The organism is Lentibacillus sp., assembly GCF_035301675.1.
Classification (GTDB): domain Bacteria; phylum Bacillota; class Bacilli; order Bacillales; family Amphibacillaceae; genus Lentibacillus.
On sequence record NZ_DATGTT010000013.1, the window covers coordinates 48,742 to 71,093 of the forward strand.

The window sequence follows — 22,352 nt, forward strand, 5'->3', positions numbered from 1 at the left end:
TTCTATACTCATTCAGTGGGACGCTTTTCCCCACTGAATGTTAGTTGAACTGGAAAGGAGATCACTTCATGTTTCAGCGCTTATCAACAGATACACTTAACTGGATATTGATTGTTGGAGTGATTCTCTTTGTTATAGAAATCGCCTTTTTCCATGGCGGAATGATTGTCTCGGCACTGTTATCAGCGGCTTTTGTATATGTCGGCTGGAAAAAATTCACCCAGCTATGGGGTAAAATATTATTCTGGCTGGGGGTTGTCGGGCTTATATTTGCCATACTGAATATGCTGGCTGTCCGCTTTTTAATTTTGGTGGCGATTGTATTATTCCTCATCAATTATTCAAAGTCCAAACAAGAAGCAGAACATATACAGCCTGAACTCACCCGCGATGTTGTCAACGTTGATCCGGTTATCCAGCTGAAGCCGCTTTTCGATCATAAAATATTTGGCGATCAGCAAACCTCGGATACGTCCTATCAGTGGCGGGATATTAATATTCATGGTGCGTTTGGCGACCGGATAATTGATCTGAGCAATACCGTCCTTCCAAATGATACGTCGGTTATCTCAGTCCGGCACATGGTTGGTAATATCGTCATTTACGTTCCATATGAAGTTGAAATAAGCGTTCATCACAGCTCGGTTTTTGGGCGCGCCCATATCTTGGGAGAGTATCATTGGAAACTGATGAATCAGTCGCTTTTATATCAGACAGAGAATTATGATACAACGTTGCCCCGGGTGAAAATTGTTACGTCTTTGCTTTCCGGTGATATCGAGGTGAAGCGAATATGAGCCCAATTTTGCGTCACGTATTCACTGCGATATTATTCAGCTTGCTAATAATATTTGTGATGCTTGGTATAACGTTTGCCGCATTTCCGCTCGATGACTGGGCGCTCTTGCTGGAAAAAACTATTTACGATGTACCCTTTTTCGTATTGGTTCTTAGCATACCGGCTGTTGCCGGCGCAATCATCGGCATAACGACCGGATTGTATTGGCGGCAGCGGCTCCAGAGCGTTTCAAGACATTTGGATGAAATTGCAAAAGGGCAGAAATTGTCTGCTGATGATGAACCTTATAAAGAACTGGAAAAGATCCGGCATCATATGGAGCAAATACAGGAGAAAATACGTATACAGACTGAGAATGCGCAACGGTTAGCGACCGAAAGAGCAAAAGACCGGGAAAAGAGTCTGCAAGAAATAGTTGTCCGGGAAAGGAATCGTCTGGCAAGGGAACTGCATGATTCTGTCAGTCAGCAGCTATTTGCCGCGTCCATGATGATGTCGGCCATAAACGAGTCCAATCCTCCTGAAGATCCATCCATCAATAAGCAGCTGCAGATGGTTGAAAAAATGATTCATCAGTCTCAACTTGAAATGCGGGCATTGCTGCTTCATTTAAGACCAGTCGCTTTAAAAGGAAAATCACTGCAAGAAGGTACCAAAGAGCTGTTGGCAGAGCTTACACAGAAAGTCCCGATGGAAATTGATTCGAAGTTGGAAGAATTTGCGATTGATAAGGGTGTTGAAGATCAATTATTCAGGATAGTACAGGAATCTGTTTCAAATACATTCCGCCACGCCAAGGCATCATCCCTGAATGTGATGCTGATCAATCGGGATGAAACGATTATATTGCGCATCATTGATGACGGTGTTGGATTTGATACCGAGAATGTAAGAACCAGCTCATACGGACTGCAAAATATGCGTGAGCGGGCTTCCGAAATTGGCGGTACGTTTAAAGTCGTCAGCCTTCCAAACGAAGGTACACAAACGGAAGTGAAAGTACCTGCATTGAGAAAAGAGGGTGAAAATTTTGATTAGCGTATTGTTTGCCGATGATCATGAGATGGTCCGAATTGGCGTATCAGCTTATTTATCTGCTCAACCCGATATCAATGTGACTGCTGAGGCTGATGATGGGGGAGAAGCTGTGCGGCTTGCCCTGGAGTTAAGACCTGATATTATTTTGATGGACCTGGTTATGAAAGACATGGACGGGATTGAGGCGACAAAGCAGATTATTGAACAGTGGCCTGAAGCAAAAATTATCGTTGTGACAAGTTTCCTTGATGATGAAAAGGTTTATCCTGCCCTGGAAGCAGGTGCGGTAAGCTATATGCTAAAAACATCTAAGGCGGGCGAAATCGCAAAAGCGATCAGAAAAACATATGAAGGCCAATCGATTCTTGAACCGGAAGTAACCGGCAAGATTATGAACCGTATGCGGGAAAAGCCCGATGATAATCTGCACGATCAGTTAACCGACAGGGAAATGGAGATACTGCTGCTTGTTGCGCAGGGGAAAGCAAACCAGGAAATAGCAGATGAGCTATTCATCGCATTAAAAACAGTTAAAGTCCATATCAGCAATATATTGGGGAAACTTGAAGTGCAGGACCGGACACAGGCTGTTATCTATGCATTTAAACATGATTTAGTATAGTATCTCGTGTAAAAATGGCTGAGACATATTTAAAAGTCCAACTCTAAAGACGATCAATACAATGCATGAGCGGAAATATATGAAGTATCCAGCGGGAGCAAAGGCATAGGTGAGATCCCGGGTGGCTCACCAGCCGCCCGCGAAAAGCACAGTATATTTCCGGAGTGGGTTAAATCCATCAACCGTAATTTCTAGTTAGTTCGGATTATTCTTTGATTCAATATTTTTGTCCCAGCCTCTTTCAAAATACTTTTCCACCAGGTTATAAATGGATAGAAGTTCATATAAGACTTTCAGTTCCGGCGGTAAGGCGGCTGGATGCTGTTTTTTCGCAGTTGTAATGACTTCTGTGTCATCCCAGAATATTTCAGTCAATCGGTTAAACTGTTCACGGTGTTTATTGCGATCATATGCATCAGGGCGTTTGAGCGATTGTGCCAGTGCTGTTACAGCATTCATGATATCCGTCCGTTCTTCCGGAGGCCATTCGGCCGTATCAAATAATGTATAGACCAGATTCTCAATATGATAGTTGATTAATCGTAATTGGACAAGCTGTTTTTGATCTTGCCTAAATTGTGTTTGTTCACTTCCGACAAGCGGATGGTATTTGGACTCTTCCTCTTGAAACCGAATCAGCTGCTCTGTCTGGCGGATCATTTTATCCAGCCGTTCTGTCAGCTCTTGTTCAACGACAATGATTTGATGCTGGTCATCGAGAATATCTTGAAAGACTCTTTCGACGGCAATCCCGGACCGGAATGCTATCGTCTCCAATCTTTTGGTAATCTCTTTTGTGTACTCCGGCGGCAACATGAACATATTGACCACGGTTGATACCACCAGTCCTGTAGTAGTTGTTCCAAGCCGAATGAAAAATGACATGAGTACATTCGTATGAATTACTTCGACCATCGCAACAGAGGTTAACGTTGCCACGAGAAGCCCCGCATGCAGTTTTAACCGGAAGCATGTTGCAATCGTAAAGACAGCTGCCAATGTGTAGGTGAGCGGTGAGTTACCAAATAATGATATGAAAAGGACTGCGTATGCTGATCCAATAGCTGAAGCCGGAAACCGTATGATTCCTTTTTTGATGGAATCCGACACCGTTGGCTCAATGGTTACGATAGCAGTAATGACGGCAAAAACAGGCGGCCACTCCAATAGAATACAAATCCATGCTGTAATAAATATGGCAATGCCAGTTTTGACGACACGGCTTCCTGCCAATCGAAAATACTTCATCAATTTCATCTCCAAATCACTTTTCTCTCAGGTTCCTATTTTTCCAATAAAACCGTTTAATTGCAACTTTTTTTAAAAAAGTAAAAAAAGGGGTTGCATTTTTAAACTTAAGCCAATAAACTGTATTATAACAAATAAATAATAACCAAAACTGTTATATAAAAGAAAGGGAGGGAGACATAATGAGGGTTCCAACTTGTCCGGAATGTGGTGAACAGATCGATAAGCATAGCTATACCTTGGAATGTGATTATTGTTTGTCTAAAAGTGAGGAGTAAATTTTTTTACCGATGTTGTTATATAACAAAATAATATAATTTTAATTGTTTTATAACAACATCCCTGTTAATTAACGAAAGTGAGTCAGCAGTGTCAAGTGATAGAGGTTTGAACACAATATATAAAGGGAGAGACAGTTGATGGATCAAAATACACGAATCGAAAAAATCAGGAATGAATGGGAAAATGATTTGCGGTGGGTTGGAGTTGAACGCCCATATACGGCAGAGGACGTTGACCGGCTTAAAGGGTCAATTGATATTGAACATACACTTGCCAAAAAGGGTGCAAAAAAATTATGGGACCTGGTTAATAACAAAGATTACGTGAACGCGTTGGGAGCTTTGACAGGCAATCAAGCGGTGCAACAGGTGAAAGCCGGCTTGCAGGCAATCTATTTGAGTGGCTGGCAGGTCGCGGCTGATGCGAATCTGGCCGGTCAGATGTATCCCGATCAAAGCCTGTATCCGGCCAACAGTGTTCCGAATGTAGTTAAGCGGATTAACCAGTCATTGCAGCGCGCCGATCAAATTCATCACGCGGAAGGAGACGATTCCGTAGACTGGTTTGCTCCGATTGTTGCGGATGCTGAGGCCGGATTTGGTGGTCAGTTGAACGTATTTGAATTAATGAAGGCCATGATCGAATCCGGCGCATCAGCAGTACATTTTGAGGATCAGCTGTCTTCGGAAAAGAAATGCGGTCACCTTGGCGGTAAAGTGTTGCTGCCGACACAGACGGCGGTGCGGAATTTGATTTCAGCACGGCTTGCTGCTGATGTTATGGGGACAGCAACACTCATCATCGCCCGGACTGATGCAAATGCCGCTGATATGATCACAAGTGATCTGGATCCATATGATGAGCCATTTATAACAGAAGAACGTACGACAGAAGGGTTTTTCCGCACGAAAGCAGGTATTGATCAGGCGATTGCCCGCGGTCTTGCATATGCGCCATATGCGGATATGATCTGGTGTGAGACATCTGAACCGAACTTGCAGGAGGCACAGAAATTTGCGGATGCCATTCATGAAAAATACCCGAATAAGCTGCTTGCTTACAATTGTTCGCCATCATTTAACTGGAAACACAAACTGTCAGATAAGGAAATTGCCAATTTTCAACATGAGCTGGGCAATATGGGATATAAATTCCAGTTTGTAACATTGGCCGGTTTCCACGCCCTGAACCACAGTATGTTTGATCTGGCGAGAAAATATAAAGAATCGGGCATGGCAGCTTATTCGGAATTGCAGCAGGCGGAATTCGCCAATGAAACATTCGGTTACAGTGCCACGCGCCATCAGCGGGAAGTCGGAACAGGTTATTTTGATGAGGTTGCACAGGTGATTTCAGGAGGAACATCGTCAACCGGGGCTCTAAAGGGGTCAACAGAAGCAGAGCAATTTGTCAGATAAAAGTATAATATGAATCTATTAGAGATCCATCTTTTTACAAAAGGTGGGTCTTTTCGTTTATAAAAATACCTTTGTAACATAATTGTAATAAATAAATTGGTTGCCTTGAAACATAGCGTCTGCAGTTGGCGGTGTTAAGCGAGGGTTAAAAGGGGTTTGGTAATGGCGAATTCTGTAATCCATTTATTTTCTACATAAAAACCCTGTCGTATAGACGTTTATTACGTCTGATTTTGTTTGAAATACAATTGTAATCTCTCTATAACATGCATGTTATTTTTTACTGATATAATTCAAATTACCTAATACTATTATATACATAATAGAAAAATATTTTACCGCAAGGGCGCACTTCTTTGAATGATTACATAAATGACTGTTTGCGGTTGTGAAAGCAGGGGGAATAGAAATTGAAACAAGCAATTGGAACAGTAGTCACTGCTGGTGCGGTGTTGTTTGGCAGTGTGTTTTTGGGTGATTCTGTGCATGCCGAAACATTAAAGGATGTGAAGGAAGAGCGTTCGAACGTCCAGGATAATTTGTCAGAAGCAGAGTCTAAAATTGCAGACGTTATGATAGAATTGGAAGATTTAAATGAAAAAATAAAATCAGTCAATGAAGCTTTGGATAAAAATGAACAAAAAATGGAAAATACCAAACATAAAATAACAACAACCGAAGAAGAAGTGGAAGAAATAGAAGATAAAGTCGCGAAAATTGAGGGAAAAATAGAAGAACGGAAAGGGATTTTGAAAGAGCGGATTGTATCGCTGCAAAAAAATGGCGGAGACATCAGCTATCTGGAAGTTGTTTTCGGCTCCAAAAGTTTTGGCGATATGATCAGCCGAGTTTCTGCAGTGTCCAAGATTGCTGAATCTGACGAAAAACTGATGGAGCAGCAGGAAGAAGACAAAGCTGAATTGCAGGAGAAAAAAGATGCTAAACAGGAAAAACTGTCCGGTCTTCAGGACATGAAGGTAGAATTGGAAGGCATGAAGCAGACAATCACTGCACAAAAAGAGCAAAATGAAAAAGATAAGAAAAAGTTGAGAAAGAAAGAAAAGAATTTGAAAGAAATGAAGGCTGGACTGGAAGACAAAGACAGCAGTCTTGCTTCCATTGAACAGGAGATTAAACAACGCAACCGCAACAACGATTCCAACGATTCAGGATCCGATAATTCCGGCAGCGGTTCGAATGCAGTTGCATCCAGTTCATCATCCGGATCATCTGAGTCATCCGAATCACCTTCATCTTCATCGTCCTCTTCAGATGATGGCGATGTGAAACAGCTGAGCAAATCAACAAGTTCCGGAAGCGGAAGCTATAACTCCGCCATTCAGGCAGGTCATACACAGACTGGAACACCATATGTGACAGCCGGTAAAGGCCCTGGTGGTTTTGATTGCTCCGGATTTGTATCATGGTCATTTGGACAGGCCGGTGTTTCAATCCCTTCCAGTACAGCAGCGCTGCAGAGCGTTGGGTCACAGGTTTCATATAGCAGCGCACAGCCTGGAGACCTTGTATTCTTTAACACATACAAGACAAATGGTCATGTTGGAATTTATCTTGGCAACGGAAAATTCCTCGGAGCCCAAAACAGTACCGGGGTTGCAGTCGCTGATATGACAAGTGGTTACTGGAAAGACAAATTCGCTGGACACGTCCGCCGTGTTCAATAACACAAGTTCTTAAAGATCTGCCTTTTCAGGCGGGTCTTTTTTTAGGTGAAAATATCATATTTCTTCCCAAAAGTAGTAAAAAAGACCTGAATTGCAAATGATGGTACTAATATAGTTAGAAAAGCGCCGGCAAAAAATGTATAATTATGACTATAACTTTGCAATACGGGTTATACCAAAGGAAATTCAAAATATTCACCGGTGATGAGTTGTTTAAAGTGGATTAGAGGATGTCTTATTTGTTAAACCATTCATGATCACTTTCATCACCTGTGAAAAGAAAGGAATTGTTATGGAGAAACATACATATAAAAACCCGGTATTTTTTGTATCAGCTATCATTGTTACATTATTAGTTCTTGCAGGGGCAATTTATACCGACGCATTTAAAAATGTAGCCAATACCTTGTTCAATTTTACCACCTTTAATTTCGGTTGGTTTTACCTGATGGCAGTATTCATTTTTGTACTGTTTCTGGTGGTGCTGTCGATCACAAAATACGGAAAACTGCGGCTTGGACCAAAGGGGTCACGGCCTGAATACCCGTTCTTCACATGGATAGGCATGCTGTTTTCAGCAGGATTTGGCGCCGGCTTGGTATTTTGGGGTGTGGCAGAACCGATGAGCCACTTTTTTGAGACACCTTTTTCAGATGTTGAGGCCCAGACAGAAGAAGGGGCCCGGGTTGCAATGGGCTATGCCTTCTTTCATTGGGGTGTAAGTCAATGGTCTGTTTTTGCTGTTGTGGGTTTGATCATTGCTTTTCTGCAGTTCAAAAAAGAAAAGAAAGGTCTGATTTCAACAGCAATAGCACCTGTTGTCGGGAGAAACAAGGCTTTAGGCGGAACGATTGACACTCTTGCTGTCATTGCAACTGTCATGGGAGTTGCAACATCACTGGGTCTGGGAATTTCCCAAATGAACGGCGGTTTAAAAAGTGTTTTCGGTCTGCCGAATTCCATTTGGATTCAAATGGCTATTGCAGGTGTCATGCTGTTGACCTACCTGCTTTCCTCAAGCACAGGTCTGAACAGAGGAATTAAATGGCTGAGTAATTTGAATCTGGGCTTATGTCTGCTTTTACTCGCGTTTGTCTTTCTGGCGGGTCCGACCGTATTCATTCTGGATACGTTCGTGTTGGGTTTAGGCGACTATTTAACCAATTTTGTGCACTATAGTTTGCGTTTGACACCTTATTCGGGTGAGACATGGGTTACTGAGTGGACGGTATTCTATTGGGCCTGGTCAACTGCCTGGTCACCTTTTGTTGGTGCCTTCGTTGCCCGTGTATCAAGAGGGAGAACGATTCGCGAATTCGTATTTGGTGTGCTGGTAGTCCCGCCAGCCATTGCTTGCTTGTGGATTGCTGCATTTGGCGGAACGGCTATTTACAGTGACCTTTTCAATGGAACACAAATTGCTGAAGCAGTAAATGCGGATATGACGGTTGCACTCTTCCAGTCATTCGGCGGTTTGCCGATGCCCAACATTTTATCTCTGTTGGCTATTTTCCTGATTTTCACGTTTTTGGTAACATCAGCGGACTCGGCTACTTATATATTGGGAAGTATGACATCCAAAGGCAGCTTGAATCCAGCATTAATAGTGAAAATCATTTGGGGCGTCCTTATTACAGCTATTGCTGTGGTTCTGTTGTTTGCAGGCGGTTTAAATGCATTGCAGACCGCATCACTTACATCTGCACTGCCATTTACCGTTATTTTACTGCTGATTGTTGTGGCGTTTATCAGAATGGTTAAAAAAGAAACAGTGCCGAAAAACGATGAATGATAACGAGTAACTTTAATCAGTGGGGGCATCATTATTCCCCGCTGATTTTTAGTTTTGCCCTGTGAATGATCTGGTGATGAAAAAAGTCGTCAGACCAATCATTCCTACCATCAATCCGGAATAAATAAGTGTCGTTTCCTGAATAATAAGCCAGCCAAATAAAACAACGACACTGTCAATGATTAATATGATGATGCCCACGTTGAGCGAAATGACTTTGGCAAGTATTAATGCCAGCAGGTCGATACCCCCGGCGCTGGCTTTTGTCAGCAGCATCATGCCTATTCCGGCTCCAAGCAAAAAACCGCCGGTGATAGAACTTATCAAAATTGGAGGGGTATGCAAAGCAGACAATGAGTGAAAATAATCAATGAAAAATGACGAAACCAATGCACCATGCACGCCGTTGTAAAAATAGGAGCGAAATTGGAACCAGGCATATATGTACAGAGGCAGGCTGACAAGAATAATCGTCAACCCCGGTTTCAGACCGAGAGTGTATTTGGCGATCAGACCCAAGCCGATGATGCCGCCGTCAACCAGATGATTTGGTATGATAAAATAATTGACACCAATGGCAATGAAAATACTCCCGATCAGGACGGCTGCTATTTTTTTCAGCAAACATATCACACACCATTTAACTTGTCCTGAAAATTAAACTTATAGAGGATGTTTAAAAAGTCCGGTAACAATGACACATTGAAATTTTCGCTGGCTTGATTCTCCGATGCTCGAAACTGTGCTGCCTCGAATTTCCCGGTCCTTGTTATCCTCCTTTTTGAACACGTACTTATACTACGATATGTGCGGCTTGTTTAATTTATCCATAGGAATGTTTTGGAAAGGGGAAAATTGCTTGTGATTATTGCAATTATCATTTTACTGTTTGTTTCATTTTTCTTTTCAGGGAGTGAAACGGCATTAACTGCGACCAATAAGATGAAACTTCAGGCAAAGGCCGACACTGATGATAAAAAGGCACAAAAACTACTGGATTTAATTTCGAGGCCAAGTGAGTTTATCACAACTATTTTAATTGGAAATAATATCGCAAATATACTGCTTCCCACACTTGTAACAGCTCTTGCGATACAATACGGTTTTAATGTCGGACTTGCATCTGCCATTTTAACCGTTATCATCATTATCTTTTCTGAAGTTATTCCGAAATCGGTAGCAGCTGCGTTTCCCAATCGGATTTCAATGAGTATTTCGCCGGTCATCCGTTTTTTCGTTGTCGTATTCAAGCCGGTAACAATCGTGCTTAACTGGCTGACAGAAGCTATCACCAGTGCACTTGCGAAGGGGCAGCCAACTGCTGATGTCTCAGTTTCCAAGGCTGAACTTCGCAGTATGGTGGAAATAGCTGACTCAGAAGGAACATTCAACGAGGCGGAATCCAATCGCATTAAAGGGGTTCTTGATTTTTACAATCTTGATGTCAAAGATGCCCTGAAAACACCGCGGGTTGATATAACAGCGCTGCCATCTACTGCTTCGTTTGAAGAGGTTCGAAATATTGCCATTCAAAACCCATTCACACGCTATCCGGTCTATGATGGGGACATAGATGATATTGTTGCAGTTTTCCATTCGAAATACTTAATCTCCTGGTCGATAAAGCCTGAAAGACCATTAGAAGAATTCAGTTATTCAGATCCATTGATTGTGTTTGCATTCCAGTCGATTGAATGGGTATTCCGGAAAATGACGAAAGAAAAGAAACATATGGCGATTGTGCTTGATGAGTATGGCGGAACTGAAGGCATTCTGACACATGAAGACGCTATTGAGGCAATGATTGGACTGGAAATAGAAGATGAAATGGATCTTGAAAATGAAACAATCGTTGAAAAACTGACAGAAAATGAAATCATCTGTGACGGAAAAATTACACTGCACAGACTTAATTCACTTTTTGATACAGACATTCCAGAGGAGGAGGATGTTCTCGCTGGGTATTTGTTTAAAGAGTTTAACGCATTTCCTGAAGAAGGGGAAGTTATCGAGCGGAATCAACTGACGATAAAAGTGCTGGAAGTCGAAGGAAGAATGATCAGGAAGGTTCAGATCAATAAATGATACCGGGGATATTTCGGGTGGTACCGGTGCCATGAAAATTGACTGTAACAGAAGGGTTCGTATATACTGTTATCTAATAAAAGGTTTTCTAGGGTTCCGCAGCAGATGCTGGTCTGGTCCGAGAGAAAACGCACGGAATGTGTACACGGCGGGAAAAAAGCCCGGGAGGATATCTGAGTGCCGGATATCTTCCCGGGCTTTTCGCTTTAATTGCAAACCGGGATTTTGAGGTGATGAACATGAATAAGAGCTGGAATATTTTATTTTTAGCCGGGTTGTTTGAAATCGGCTGGGTCGTTGGACTGAAACATGCGAATAGTGTCTTGACATGGATCCTGACGGGGATTGCCATTTATCTAAGTATGCATCTACTGGTACTTGCTTCCCAAAAGCTTCCGGTCGGAACAGCATATGCCGTCTTTGCCGGAATAGGCGCGACAGGAACGGTTATTCTTGAAATAGCGGTGTTTGGTGAGCCATTCCGATTAATAAAAATTATCCTCATTTTAATACTGCTGGGCGGAGTGATCGGGCTGAAACTGGTAACAGATGAAGAGGCAGGTGAGCGGGGATCATGAGCTGGTTATATTTATTTATAGCAGGATTCGGGGAAGTATTGGGTGTCTTAGGGATCAATAAAGTGAATCAAGGGAAAAGTCTTTTCGCTTTTACATGGCTGATTGGCGGCTTTTTATTCAGCTTTGTATTTTTAACGCTGGCCATGGAAGAGCTGCCCATGGGAACGGCATATGCCATATGGACCGGGATAGGCACAGCCGGGAGTGCGATAGCCGGTATGATTTTTTATAACGAGTCAACAGATTGGCGCCGAATCATATTCATCAGTATGATTATCGCAGCAGCTGTTGGTCTGAAGCTGATCACCTGAGATGTTTAGCATACTGGATATACGGATAAAGATTATTAGGAAATCGTAATAATAATTAAGGGAGTGCCGATATCCAATGGATTTACGTCAACAGATTAAACAGCTGGAAAACATTAAAAAAGAACAAGATAATAAAGTGCTGACAATGTATCTGAACACAGACCCTTCTGATCCTGAGCAGCAGGCGGGTGAGTGGAAAATACATTTGAAAAATGGCCTGAGGAATTTTGAAAGTTATTTAGAAGAAGATAATAACAAAGAAGAACTGAAAAACTTTCAGCTTGTTAAACAAAAGGTCGAAAAATTTGTCCACGGCAATGAACAGCATTTTCGCAAAGGTATTATCTTATTTGCTTCCGCTGATGAGGAAGTATGGTTTGCAGACCGCTTCCAAATGCCTGTGAAAACTGAGTTTTTCTGGGAAGAAGAACCAGTACTCGGACAATTGAAAGAACTGCTTGAAACATATCCAAAGTCAGGTATTATCCTTGTGCAGAAAAATGAAGTCAAATTGATTGAAGCCCACTTGAATGAAATTTTGGACACTGAGTACTATGAGCTTGATATTAATACCGAAAAATGGCGTCAGTTTTCCGGACCGCACCAGGCACAAGCGTCAATGGGTTCTGGTGGCAAAAGTCTGCAGCAGGATAAGTTTAATGCCCGCTACGAGGCGAATAAACAGCGCTGGTATAAAAATATTGCCCCTAAACTGGAAAAGAAAGCCAAAGACCAGGGATGGGAGAATATTTATGTCATTGGTGAACCGGATGACGCTTCCGAGCTTGAAAATGAATTAAACAAACCGGTTACGGAACTGGTACAGAAAAACCTGCTGGATCATGAAGAGTCAAAAGTGCTGGAAGAAATTTTCGGCTGATCATAAATAGGAGAAGCCTTCCGCTAATTCTAAATAGTTCACTTTCGATGGAGAAAATGGTATTCTAAATATTTATGTTAAAATTTTCTTGTTGCAATTTAAAAAAGAGCGATTTGTAATCAATGCAGTTTATCAATATATAGATATTAGGCTTACATGGGAAATAGAGCCATTAGAACAGAACTCGTTCTAATGGCTGTTTATCTTATCTAAATCCTGTATTCTCCCGCCTCTATATTGACATGGTGCCGATAGCTAATTACGATGAAGAGATCTTGTCCTTGAATTGATTAAGCTTTTCGGTTGTTTCATCAATCAGCTGTTTCACCTTATTATTATCCGGTTTTTCTTTCTGTGCTTCGCTGATGAGTGGATATAGGCTCTTTTCAATATTTTCATAAGCACCAGGATTTCGTTCTTCTACGTTTTTTTCAATGGGCTCCCAGTTTTCTGACAGGGTTTTCCCTTTACTATTAAGTTTTTCGGTATCATCGGGTGAGGATTCAGCGGTATCCTTCAATTCCTGAAGGGAAGTCAACACCTCTTCAATCCCTTTGTCCAAAGAGGATGAATTGTCTTTTTCCTTATTTTTAGAGGCTTTTTCTGACTCTTGTTTAGTTTCTTCATTTTGCTTAGTTTCCTCATTTGATGACTCGCCATCATTGCCCGATCCACAGGCAGATACCATCACAGCAGCGATTACGAACACGGACAGTAACAATAAGTTTGATTTTTTCATCTTAACACCTCCACTATTTATTAGTTTGTCCCATTTTAACAACGAATAAATCTTAAATGAAATAAATATTAATAATAGTCATAATAAGAGTTTTCGATAAGGGAATCTATGGTTATTAAATATCGCGCACGTTGCATGTATTATTCCTAATGTATTTCGTTCACCTAATGTTTTTAGGCTGAAGAGCATCACTTAGCCCATATAAAAATCGCACTATCAAAATAGCATAATATTTAAGGAATTGGTTTATCAAATCTCGATAAGCCAATTTTTTAAAATAGGGAAAGAAAACAGAAGTTTTATTCAACTTAAGGAGCGCCTATCTGGAATAAGAGGCGCCCTTTCCCTGTTATCAATATTAAGAAAGGCAGCATTAAAAAAAGGAAAGTTGAATTGTTTGTCGAACTCTTAATTAAGAAGTATTCTTACGAGGAGCTGATATCTGTATGAATAGAATTAATCTCATTACTTTAGGTGTTAGAGATATTGGAAAATCACTTAAATTCTACCGCGACATCGGTTTTGAAGCGTCGGTCACAGGAGATGAGGAAAAACCCATTATTGTGTTCTTTAAAAATGAAGGATCAAAGTTAGAGTTATTTCCAATTGAGGAATTGGCAAAGGATATCAATGAAGATAATCCTCCCGAGTTATCAAAAGGGGGGTTCTCAGGTATTACTCTCGCTTATAATGCGAAGTCTGAAACTGAGGTTGATTCTATTCTTCAATCAGTTAAAAAGGTCGGTGCCGAGGTTGTCAAGGAGCCGAAAAAATTATCATGGGGAGGGTATGGAGGATATTTCATCGACCCTGATGGTTATTATTGGGAGGTTGCTTACGGCTCAAACTGGGAATTCGATGACTCAAACATGTTGATCATTTAAGATTAGATTTGAAAAAACTATATTTATCCAATCGGTAATGGATGGCACTCGTTTAACAACGAATATCGGCCTTCAATTAAAGAGAGCCTATCCGAAATAAGAATAGACGTCCCAACTAACGGAAATAAGACCGTTTACGGAATGTCGATGTAACAAATAAAAACAGTACAAGGAGGATTAATTATGATAAATGATTCGGATTTGAAGCATCTGCGACGTTGCATTGAACTAGCAAGGGCTGCTCTGGAGAATGGTGACGAGCCATTTGGTTCAGTTCTAGTCTCAGCCAACGGAGAAGTGCTTGCGGAAGACCATAATCACGTTGCAGGTGGTGATCATACCCAACATCCGGAATTTGCTTTGGCGCGCTGGGCAGCCGGGAATATGACATCTCAAGAAAGAGGCAAGGCGACAGTATATACTTCGGGCGAACATTGCCCTATGTGCGCTGCAGCCCACGGCTGGGTTGGTTTGGGTCGAATCGTTTATGTAAGTTCGTCCGATCAGCTGGTACAATGGTTGAGTGAAATGGGGATTAATGCATCGCGATCGCGCGTTCGTAATCTCCCGATCCAAGATGTTATTCGTGATACCACAATAGACGGCCCTGTACCTGAACTCGCGGAGCAAGTTCGCCAACTTCATCGCCAGTTTTATGCGAGAAGACGTTAGGCATATCACGCTCTTGGTATATACAACTTACAAATGAGAAAGAGAATACAGTGCGGGAAAAGTAAGACCTAAAGCAGCGCCCTGGCAAGAGGGAGTGGCAGGGCATACCCCCCTCCCTGGTAAGTCTCCCAAGAAGACTAATCAAGACTGCCATAAATTAATGTTTTTAAAGAGTAAATTAGTGTGTGATCAATCTGTTAACAACGGCCAAAAACATTGCTATTTTACAAGAAAATCAGATTGATATTTTGAGATTTCTTCACGGTAAGTGGCACTACTTCCGCTAATTCGGCAGCTTTTTTTTAAGCTTCTTGACAAACCGGGCATATACCGTAAATTTCGAATTTGTGGTCTTCGATTGCATAATTGTCAAGTGCCCGATGCACCTCATCCATTGGGCAGACTTCTATTTCCTTGGTTTTTCCGCAATCCTTGCAGATAAAGTGATGGTGATGATGGTGTGAACAGCTGATGCGGAAGTGTTTTTCACCGTTTAATTCAGTCGTTTCCATGAGACCGATGTTATCAAACAAATGCAGGTTGCGGTACACCGTATCAAAACTGATTCCTTTATATGCAGGTTCCAGATGGTTAATCAAATCCTTCGCTGTCCGGTATCCGTCAGCCTCAGCAAAAAATCTTAGCATTGCTTTTCGTTTGGCCGTTGTTTTATAGCCCTGTCTTTTTATTTCCTTAATAGCTTCATTCAGTTCCATCGATTGCCCTCCTAAATGAAAATCGTTTAATCCCAATCGCCAGCAGCAGGATAATGATGGATACAACGACTATGGTGCCGCCGGGAGGGATGCTGAAATAATAGCCTGTTATTAATCCGGTGATAACAGCTAATTCACCGAATACAATTGAAAATACAATCATCTGCTTAAACCCGCGGGCAAGCCGCATACTTGCTGCTACCGGCAGAGTCATTAATGCCGACACCAGTAGAACACCGACAATGCGGATGGATGCGGCAATGACAAGTGCGGTCAGGATGATAAACAATAAATGAATCCGTTTTGCATGAATTCCTGATGCAATGGCATGCTCTTCATCGAATGATAAAGTGACCAATTCCCGGTAGAACAGACGAATCACCAGGATGATTACAACGGACACCCCTAGGATGGAATAAAAATCTGTCTCACTGACGGCGGAAACGGAGCCAAATAAATAGTTGAACAGATCCGTATTGAATCCATTAGCAAGTGCGATGAAAATAACACTCATGCCGACACCGCCCGATAGAATGATCGGTATGGCCAGCTCCTGATACGCCTTATAGACACCGCGCAATTTTTCGATCAAGATGGACCCAAGCACTGAAAAGCCCATCCCGCTGTATATCGGTGTTATCGTCAGAGCAAATTTCTTATCCATAAAAAGCCCAAACGCAATACCGGCCAGTGTCACATGTGAGAGTGCATCAGCGATCAGTGATAGGCGGCGGACCACAACGAACGTGCCAAGAAGTGGTGCGATGATTCCGATTAAAAGTCCAGTTAAAAATGTATGCCGTAAAAAATCATATTCCAAAAAATCTGCGAGCATAATCAATTCCTCCAACGTTAATGGTCATGCGCCACAATGTTGACGGGATGACCGTAAAACTGTGATAAGTCTTTATTTGTCAGTGTTTTGTATTCACCGGGATCCCCGTGAAAATGCAGTGTTTTATTCAGGCAAACGATGTCTGTCGCATGCTCTGTCATCGTCCCGGTATCATGTGTGACAAGCAGCAGTGTAATATTGTGTTCGTCGTTCAAATGGTGCAGCAGGTCGTAAAATTTACGGACATTTTCCTGGTCTACCCCAACGGTCGGCTCATCAAGAATCAAAAGTTCAGGATCACTGACAAGTGACCGTGCGATAAAGACACGCTGCTGCTGTCCGCCCGACAAATTTCCAACGTTTTCATAAGCGTAATCGCTCATGCCTACCTGATCGATTGTCTGAAGAACTTTATGTTTATGTTTTACCGTAAATAATTTTAAATAGCCAATTTTGGCGGTCAGTCCCATTGAGACAACTTCATAGACTGTAGCGGGGAACCCTTTATTAAATGAGTTGGCTTTTTGGGAAACGAACCCGATTTTGCTCCAGTCTTTAAACTTTTCGATAGGCCGGCCGAAAAGACGAATGTTTCCGTTATCAGGCTTTATCAGACCAAGGATAAGCTTTATCAGTGTTGTCTTGCCCCCGCCATTTGGGCCGAGCACACCCATGAAAACGCCCCTTGGAATTTCAAAATTGATCTCGTTCAGGACATTCTTCCGTTCGTATGCATAATTGATGTTTTTCATTGATACAACTGGCTCTTCCATTGCTCTGTCTCCTCCTACTCAGTTGCCTGGTCAAGCACTTCAAGATTGTGGTTCATTAATGATAAATAATCTTCGCCGTTCTCGATATCAGCATCTGTTAGAACGGCAAGATTATGAATGGATAAGCTTTTGGCGCCGATTTGGTTCTGTATAATTTCAGAAACGTGATCAGATGTGTTTTGTTCAAAGAGAATATAATCCATATTATATTTCCGTGCCTGATCAATGATTTTCGTCAGATCCTTCTGTGACGGTTCTTCGCTTGATGATAAGCCGCTGATGGCAATTTGTTTAATCCCATAGCGCTCTTCCCAATACCCGTAAGCAGCATGTGACACGAGGATTTTTTTGCTTTTTTTCGTCTCGAGCGTTTTCCGGAACTGTTCATCCAATGTCAGCAAGTCATCTTTCAGCGCATTGAAATTTTCGGTGTACTGTCCTGATTTTTTCGGATTTAAGTCAATAAGCCTGTCTTTAATGGTGTCGGCCATGTCGATCATCCGCACCGGATCCAGCCAAATGTGCGGATTATGGTCATGATGATGCCCCGCTTGATCATGTGTGTCATTGTCACTTGGTTCATCATGAAATAATTTTTCGTCCTCACCTAATTCGATTAAAGCGATATCCTGTGAGTCGAGAGCCTGAGCAGCGGTTTCTGCAAATCCTTCCATGCCGGCGCCAAGGTATATGAACGCATCACCTTCTGCAATGGATGTCATCTCCCTGGATGATGGTTCATACGTATGTGCATCAACGCCGGGGGGATAAACAGATTCGGTCTCAATCGATTGATTGCCGATCCGCTCAACTGCATATTGAATGGGATAAAGAGAAGTGTAAATTTTTAAATCGGTATTGCTGTTCTTCTCCGATTCAGACGGGGTACAGCCCGCTGCGAAAATTCCTGTTAATAATATGAATATAATGACTTGGTACAGTTTCATCATGTGATTCCTTTCCTAAAGAGTAAGTAAATATTATCGTAATCATTACGATTTGTAAATAGGAATGATTACGATTCATGTTAAAACGTTTATGATGAGCTTTTGAAGTTACTTGATATCTGCAAAAGAGCGGAATTATCTACAGAAGAGAGAAATTATCTGCAGAACAGCAAAATTACCTCCAGAAGAAAGGAGATATCAACATAAAAGCAAAACAGTGCCGGAAAAAGAAATCGGCGGGGCGCCGATTTCTGTTGGAGATAATTAGAATTTCTGACCGTAATACTTATCGAGGGTGAATCCGCGGCCCAGTACTTCCGAGGCACTGATAAACACAACAAATGATGTCGGTTCTTCATCCTGCATCATTCTTTTCAGCTTTACCGCTTCTTGTTGTTCAGCAACACAGAGAATCATGGTTCTGTCCTGGTTGGAATAGCCGCCGATGGTCCGGACTTTTGTCAATCCGCGGTCGATCTGCTCACTGATCAAACCATGGATTTTCTCCTCGTTTTCTGTAATGATCATGATCAGTTTAGATGCTGATGTACGCAGCTGAACGATATCAATGGTTCTGCTTGTGATATATATGCAGATGAGTGCAAATAAGGTTAGTTCCAGATTGAATACAATGATAGAAGAAGTCACAACCAGACCGTCAACAATCAACTGGGAGTATCCGCTTGATAGGCCGGTGAATTTTTTGACAACCTGCGCAATAGCTGCTGTTCCGCCGGTTGAGCCGCGTCCTTTGTATACTGTTCCAAGACCAATCCCCAGGATGATGCCGCCATAAATGGCACCCAGAACAGGGTTGGACACTGTATAAGGAAAATCAGCAGTAAGATATATTATGAATGGCACCCAAAAAGTTCCGAGCAGCGTCTTCCAACTGAAATCTTTACCCAGGGCAATCCAGCCGATAATAAAAATGGGAAGATTTATTAAAAGTTGGGTGAGGGCGGGGCTTAAGGCATATAATTCATACAAGATGGTACTGACACCTGAAATTCCGCCTGCTGCCAGTTTGGAGGGCAAAAGGAACAGATTATAGGAAAGAGCGACTAATGAAGCACCGATAATAATTTGAACATATTCTGTTATAAAATTTTTGTTCATAATCATGCAAATCCTTTCTTAAGCAAAGAATTCGGCAACCTTACTGAAAATCCAAATTCAGCTTTCCAGTTTATCAAAACCCTTATCATTTTAACGCAGTTTACCGGTTCATTAAAGCCTTTCTTTATTGATCCCGAATGCAACAAAAATAGTAACCCGCCGAAGAACGGCGGCTAACTTCCCCTAAATGCCGGATTCGGTTCAACTAATCATTCAGTGGAGAAAATCGCTCCACTGAATGAAGTTTCACTTTTCCCCGCATATAATGGTCAGTAATCCGCCGAAGAACGGCGGCTAACTTCCCTTAAATGCCCGATTCGGTTCAACTAATCATTCAATGGAGAAAATCGCTCCACTGAATGAAGTTTCACTTTATTGAAAAAATATGCTTATTTTTATTGCTAAATATCAGACTATATCTTATACTGATTAATAGATGGATAGGCGACTATCTTTTATTTTTCAGCTAAAAATGAATGAGTATTCATTCAAATGATGATAGGGGGAAAAAACATGAAGCGAACGATCAAGCGTGCCGCGGTATTGGGTTCCGGAGTAATGGGGTCCGGCATTGCTGCACACTTGGCAAACGTCGGCATCTCAACTATGATGCTGGATGTCGTACCACGTGAACTGACCAAAAATGAAGAAAAGAAAGGCTTATCGCTTGAAGATCGTGCTGTACGGAACCGTATGGCTGCCGACAGTAAAAAAGCTTTATTAAAACAAAATCCATCACCAATTACCTCGAAGAATAGTCTTGATTCAATCGAGGTCGGCAATATGGAAGATGACATTGAAAAGTTAGCAGACGTTGACTGGATCATCGAAGTTGTTGTTGAAAATCTGGAAATCAAGCAAAAAGTTTTTGCAAACGTTGACAGCTACCGAAAAGAAGGAGCCATTGTCAGTTCCAATACATCCGGGATTTCAGTGGAGGCGATGGCTGAGGGGCGTTCAGAGGATTTTCGCAAACATTTCCTCGGAACACACTTCTTCAACCCGCCGCGTTACTTGAAGTTATTGGAAGTTATCCCGACGGAGGCTACAGATCCGGAAGTACTGTCTTTCATGAAAACATTTGGCGAAGATGTGCTCGGCAAAGGCGTTGTCGAAGCAAAAGATACACCGAACTTTATTGCCAACCGGATCGGAACATATGGGTTGCTTGTAACCGTACAGGAAATGCTGAAAGGCGGTTACAGTATCGGTGAAGTCGATTCTGTCACCGGACCGATGATCGGCCGTCCGAAGAGTGCCACTTTCCGTACGCTGGACGTCGTCGGATTGGATACGTTCATTCATGTCGCCAACAACGTGCATGATCAGGTTGAAGGTGCTGAAAAAGACGTGTTCAAAGTACCGGGCTTTATGCAAAAAATGCAGGAAAAAGGCTGGCTTGGCGCAAAAAGCGGTCAAGGATTTTTCCTGAAGAAAAAAGGAAAAGATGGCAGCACCATATACGAATTGAACCCTGAAACATTTGAATATGAAGACCGCAAAAAATTGAAAACGAATGCAACTGAGATGGCGAAACAGGAGAAAGGTCCGAGCCGAAAATTGAAAGCGCTTGTTTCAGCTGAAGGCGACAAGGCTGGAGATTTGGTCTGGTCCGTGTTAAAACCTGTGCTCATTTATTCAGCTGAACTTACAGGTGAGATTGCAGATGATATTGTTTCCATTGACCAGGCGATGAAATGGGGATTCGGCTGGGAAATCGGTCCGTTTGAAACATGGGATGCCATCGGTCTGCGCACATCCGTCGAGCGCATGCAACAAGAAGGTTCGGATGTTCCCGAATGGGTACTGAACATGCTGGAATCCGGAAAAGAATCCTTCTATCAAACTGAGAATGGCAATGTGTATTATTACGATAACGGTGAATACAAACACCAGCACTTTAATCCGAAAGAAATTAATCTTAAACGATTGAAAGATGAAAAAAGGGTTATTAAAAAGAACTCCGGTGCCAGTTTAATAGATTTGGGGGACGGTGTTGCCGGACTGGAATTCCATAGCCAGGGCAATGCCATCGGTTTGGATATCATTAAAATGATTAATGATTCGATTGAAGAAGTGGATAAAAATTATGAAGGGCTGGTCATCGGAAACCAAGGCAAAAACTTCAGTGTCGGTGCTCATCTTGGCATGATGCTGATGGCGGCACAGGATGATGACTTCTTTGAGCTGGATATGGTTATTCGTCAGTTCCAGAACACAGCGATGAATATTAAATATTCGGAAAAGCCGATTGTAACCGCCCCATTCAATATGACGGTAGGCGGCGGTGCTGAACTTTCCCTGCCGGCTGCATCTATCCAGGCGTCAGCTGAAACATACATGGGTCTGGTTGAATTCGGCGTCGGACTGATTCCGGGAGGCGGCGGAACGAAAGAACTTTATCTGAAAGAGCTCCGCAATCTGCCTAAGGGTGTAGATTTCGATCTGACCAAAGTTGCAAATGATGTTTTTGAAAAAGTAGCCATGGCTAAAGTGTCCACCTCAGCTGAGGAAGCACGAGAAAATGGATTTTTGGACAACAGCGATGACATTAGCGTGAATTCGGACCACTTGCTGTATGATGCAAAAGAAAAAGTGTTGGCTCTTGCTAAAGCAGGTTATCAGCCGCCAAAACGCGAGAAAATCCCGGTTGTCGGTGACGCAGGATATGCCGCTATGCTGCTCGGGGCAAAATCACTTCAGTTCAGCGGATATGCCTCAGACCATGATGTGAAAATTGCCGAAAAATTAGCATATGTATTATCAGGCGGACGGATTAAAGAAGGAACGCTGATTGATGAACAAATGATGCTCGACATGGAACGTGAAGCATTCCTGAGTCTGATCAGTGAACCGCTGACTCAGCAGCGTATGCAGCACATGCTTTTAAAAGGAAAACCATTGCGAAACTAATTTGAAGAGGGGGAGA

At 42.3% G+C, this 22,352-nt stretch carries 21 protein-coding genes and 1 riboswitch; of the genes, 13 read left to right on the forward strand and 8 right to left on the reverse strand.

Features of this window, described 5'->3' with window-relative positions:
- Positions 1–68: 68 nt before the first annotated feature.
- The 3 genes from liaF to VK097_RS02560 are packed head-to-tail and all read left to right on the forward strand — an operon-like array spanning position 69 to position 2,459.
- Positions 69–797, forward strand: coding sequence for a cell wall-active antibiotics response protein LiaF (liaF, locus tag VK097_RS02550; protein WP_324210228.1), 729 nt, complete (start codon positions 69–71; stop codon positions 795–797).
- Positions 794–1,837 carry a sensor histidine kinase gene (locus VK097_RS02555; protein ID WP_324210229.1) on the forward strand — a complete coding sequence of 348 codons (1,044 nt, stop codon included), beginning with the start codon at positions 794–796 and terminating at the stop codon, positions 1,835–1,837. The genes liaF and VK097_RS02555 overlap by 4 nt, the downstream gene beginning before the upstream one ends.
- The gene (locus tag VK097_RS02560; RefSeq protein ID WP_324210230.1) at positions 1,830–2,459 is read left to right on the forward strand and encodes a response regulator transcription factor; all 630 of its coding nucleotides are present in this window, start codon (positions 1,830–1,832) and stop codon (positions 2,457–2,459) included. The genes VK097_RS02555 and VK097_RS02560 overlap by 8 nt, the downstream gene beginning before the upstream one ends.
- A 195-nt stretch (positions 2,460–2,654) precedes the next feature.
- Here the strand turns inward: VK097_RS02560 and VK097_RS02565 are convergent, their stop codons facing one another.
- Positions 2,655–3,707 carry an aromatic acid exporter family protein gene (locus tag VK097_RS02565; protein ID WP_324210231.1) on the reverse strand — a complete coding sequence of 351 codons (1,053 nt, stop codon included), beginning with the start codon at positions 3,705–3,707 and terminating at the stop codon, positions 2,655–2,657.
- A 419-nt stretch (positions 3,708–4,126) separates the two neighbouring features.
- Between VK097_RS02565 and aceA the strand changes: the two genes are divergently transcribed.
- The 3 genes from aceA to VK097_RS02580 all read left to right on the forward strand — a co-directional run bounded on the left by aceA (position 4,127) and on the right by VK097_RS02580 (position 8,884).
- On the forward strand, positions 4,127–5,407 hold the full coding sequence (aceA, locus tag VK097_RS02570; protein ID WP_324210232.1) for an isocitrate lyase: 1,281 nt from the start codon (positions 4,127–4,129) through the stop codon (positions 5,405–5,407).
- Positions 5,408–5,817: 410 nt separating this feature from the next.
- A complete protein-coding gene (locus tag VK097_RS02575; RefSeq protein WP_324210233.1) occupies positions 5,818–7,092 on the forward strand; it encodes a C40 family peptidase in 1,275 nt (424 codons plus the stop codon).
- Between the two features lie 292 nt (positions 7,093–7,384).
- Positions 7,385–8,884 carry a BCCT family transporter gene (locus tag VK097_RS02580; protein ID WP_324210234.1) on the forward strand — a complete coding sequence of 500 codons (1,500 nt, stop codon included), beginning with the start codon at positions 7,385–7,387 and terminating at the stop codon, positions 8,882–8,884.
- 48 nt (positions 8,885–8,932) lie between these two features.
- Here the strand turns inward: VK097_RS02580 and VK097_RS02585 are convergent, their stop codons facing one another.
- Positions 8,933–9,508 (reverse strand): YitT family protein, encoded by a 576-nt coding sequence (locus tag VK097_RS02585; protein ID WP_414672145.1) that lies wholly within the window; start codon positions 9,506–9,508, stop codon positions 8,933–8,935.
- 237 nt (positions 9,509–9,745) lie between these two features.
- Here VK097_RS02585 and VK097_RS02590 point away from each other — a divergent pair, with 237 nt between their 5' ends.
- From VK097_RS02590 to VK097_RS02605, 4 genes are all read left to right on the forward strand, one after another.
- Complete coding sequence (locus VK097_RS02590) at positions 9,746–10,969, forward strand: hemolysin family protein (protein WP_324210236.1); 1,224 nt, start codon at positions 9,746–9,748, stop codon at positions 10,967–10,969.
- 77 nt (positions 10,970–11,046) lie between these two features.
- A riboswitch (guanidine-I (ykkC/yxkD leader) is annotated at positions 11,047–11,139 on the forward strand.
- A 69-nt stretch (positions 11,140–11,208) separates the two neighbouring features.
- Positions 11,209–11,547, forward strand: a complete 339-nt coding sequence (locus tag VK097_RS02595) for a DMT family transporter (protein ID WP_324210237.1) — start codon at positions 11,209–11,211, stop codon at positions 11,545–11,547.
- Positions 11,544–11,858 (forward strand): DMT family transporter, encoded by a 315-nt coding sequence (locus VK097_RS02600; protein WP_324210238.1) that lies wholly within the window; start codon positions 11,544–11,546, stop codon positions 11,856–11,858. The genes VK097_RS02595 and VK097_RS02600 overlap by 4 nt, the downstream gene beginning before the upstream one ends.
- Before the next feature lie 76 nt (positions 11,859–11,934).
- A complete protein-coding gene (locus tag VK097_RS02605) occupies positions 11,935–12,738 on the forward strand; it encodes a VLRF1 family aeRF1-type release factor (protein WP_324210239.1) in 804 nt (267 codons plus the stop codon).
- Positions 12,739–12,997: 259 nt separating this feature from the next.
- Here the strand turns inward: VK097_RS02605 and VK097_RS02610 are convergent, their stop codons facing one another.
- Positions 12,998–13,519 carry a hypothetical protein gene (locus tag VK097_RS02610; RefSeq protein ID WP_324210240.1) on the reverse strand — a complete coding sequence of 174 codons (522 nt, stop codon included), beginning with the start codon at positions 13,517–13,519 and terminating at the stop codon, positions 12,998–13,000.
- 404 nt (positions 13,520–13,923) lie between these two features.
- Here VK097_RS02610 and VK097_RS02615 point away from each other — a divergent pair, with 404 nt between their 5' ends.
- Positions 13,924–14,361, forward strand: coding sequence for a VOC family protein (locus VK097_RS02615; protein ID WP_324210241.1), 438 nt, complete (start codon positions 13,924–13,926; stop codon positions 14,359–14,361).
- A gap of 183 nt (positions 14,362–14,544) precedes the next feature.
- On the forward strand, positions 14,545–15,033 hold the full coding sequence (locus VK097_RS02620; RefSeq protein WP_324210242.1) for a nucleoside deaminase: 489 nt from the start codon (positions 14,545–14,547) through the stop codon (positions 15,031–15,033).
- Between the two features lie 302 nt (positions 15,034–15,335).
- On the opposite strand, the gene VK097_RS02625 is transcribed toward VK097_RS02620, so the two are convergent.
- From VK097_RS02625 to VK097_RS02645, 5 genes are all read right to left on the reverse strand, one after another.
- Positions 15,336–15,749 carry a Fur family transcriptional regulator gene (locus VK097_RS02625; RefSeq protein WP_324210243.1) on the reverse strand — a complete coding sequence of 138 codons (414 nt, stop codon included), beginning with the start codon at positions 15,747–15,749 and terminating at the stop codon, positions 15,336–15,338.
- On the reverse strand, positions 15,736–16,584 hold the full coding sequence (locus VK097_RS02630; RefSeq protein WP_324210244.1) for a metal ABC transporter permease: 849 nt from the start codon (positions 16,582–16,584) through the stop codon (positions 15,736–15,738). Before VK097_RS02630 ends, VK097_RS02625 begins: the two co-directional genes overlap by 14 nt.
- Before the next feature lie 17 nt (positions 16,585–16,601).
- Positions 16,602–17,357 carry a metal ABC transporter ATP-binding protein gene (locus tag VK097_RS02635; protein WP_324210245.1) on the reverse strand — a complete coding sequence of 252 codons (756 nt, stop codon included), beginning with the start codon at positions 17,355–17,357 and terminating at the stop codon, positions 16,602–16,604.
- Positions 17,358–17,371: 14 nt separating this feature from the next.
- On the reverse strand, positions 17,372–18,304 hold the full coding sequence (locus VK097_RS02640) for a metal ABC transporter solute-binding protein, Zn/Mn family (protein WP_324210246.1): 933 nt from the start codon (positions 18,302–18,304) through the stop codon (positions 17,372–17,374).
- 264 nt (positions 18,305–18,568) lie between these two features.
- Positions 18,569–19,423: a YitT family protein gene (locus tag VK097_RS02645; RefSeq protein WP_324210247.1), complete on the reverse strand. Its 855-nt coding sequence runs from the start codon at positions 19,421–19,423 to the stop codon at positions 18,569–18,571.
- A gap of 513 nt (positions 19,424–19,936) precedes the next feature.
- Here VK097_RS02645 and VK097_RS02650 point away from each other — a divergent pair.
- Positions 19,937–22,336, forward strand: a complete 2,400-nt coding sequence (locus VK097_RS02650; protein WP_324210248.1) for a 3-hydroxyacyl-CoA dehydrogenase/enoyl-CoA hydratase family protein — start codon at positions 19,937–19,939, stop codon at positions 22,334–22,336.
- Positions 22,337–22,352 lie beyond the last annotated feature (16 nt).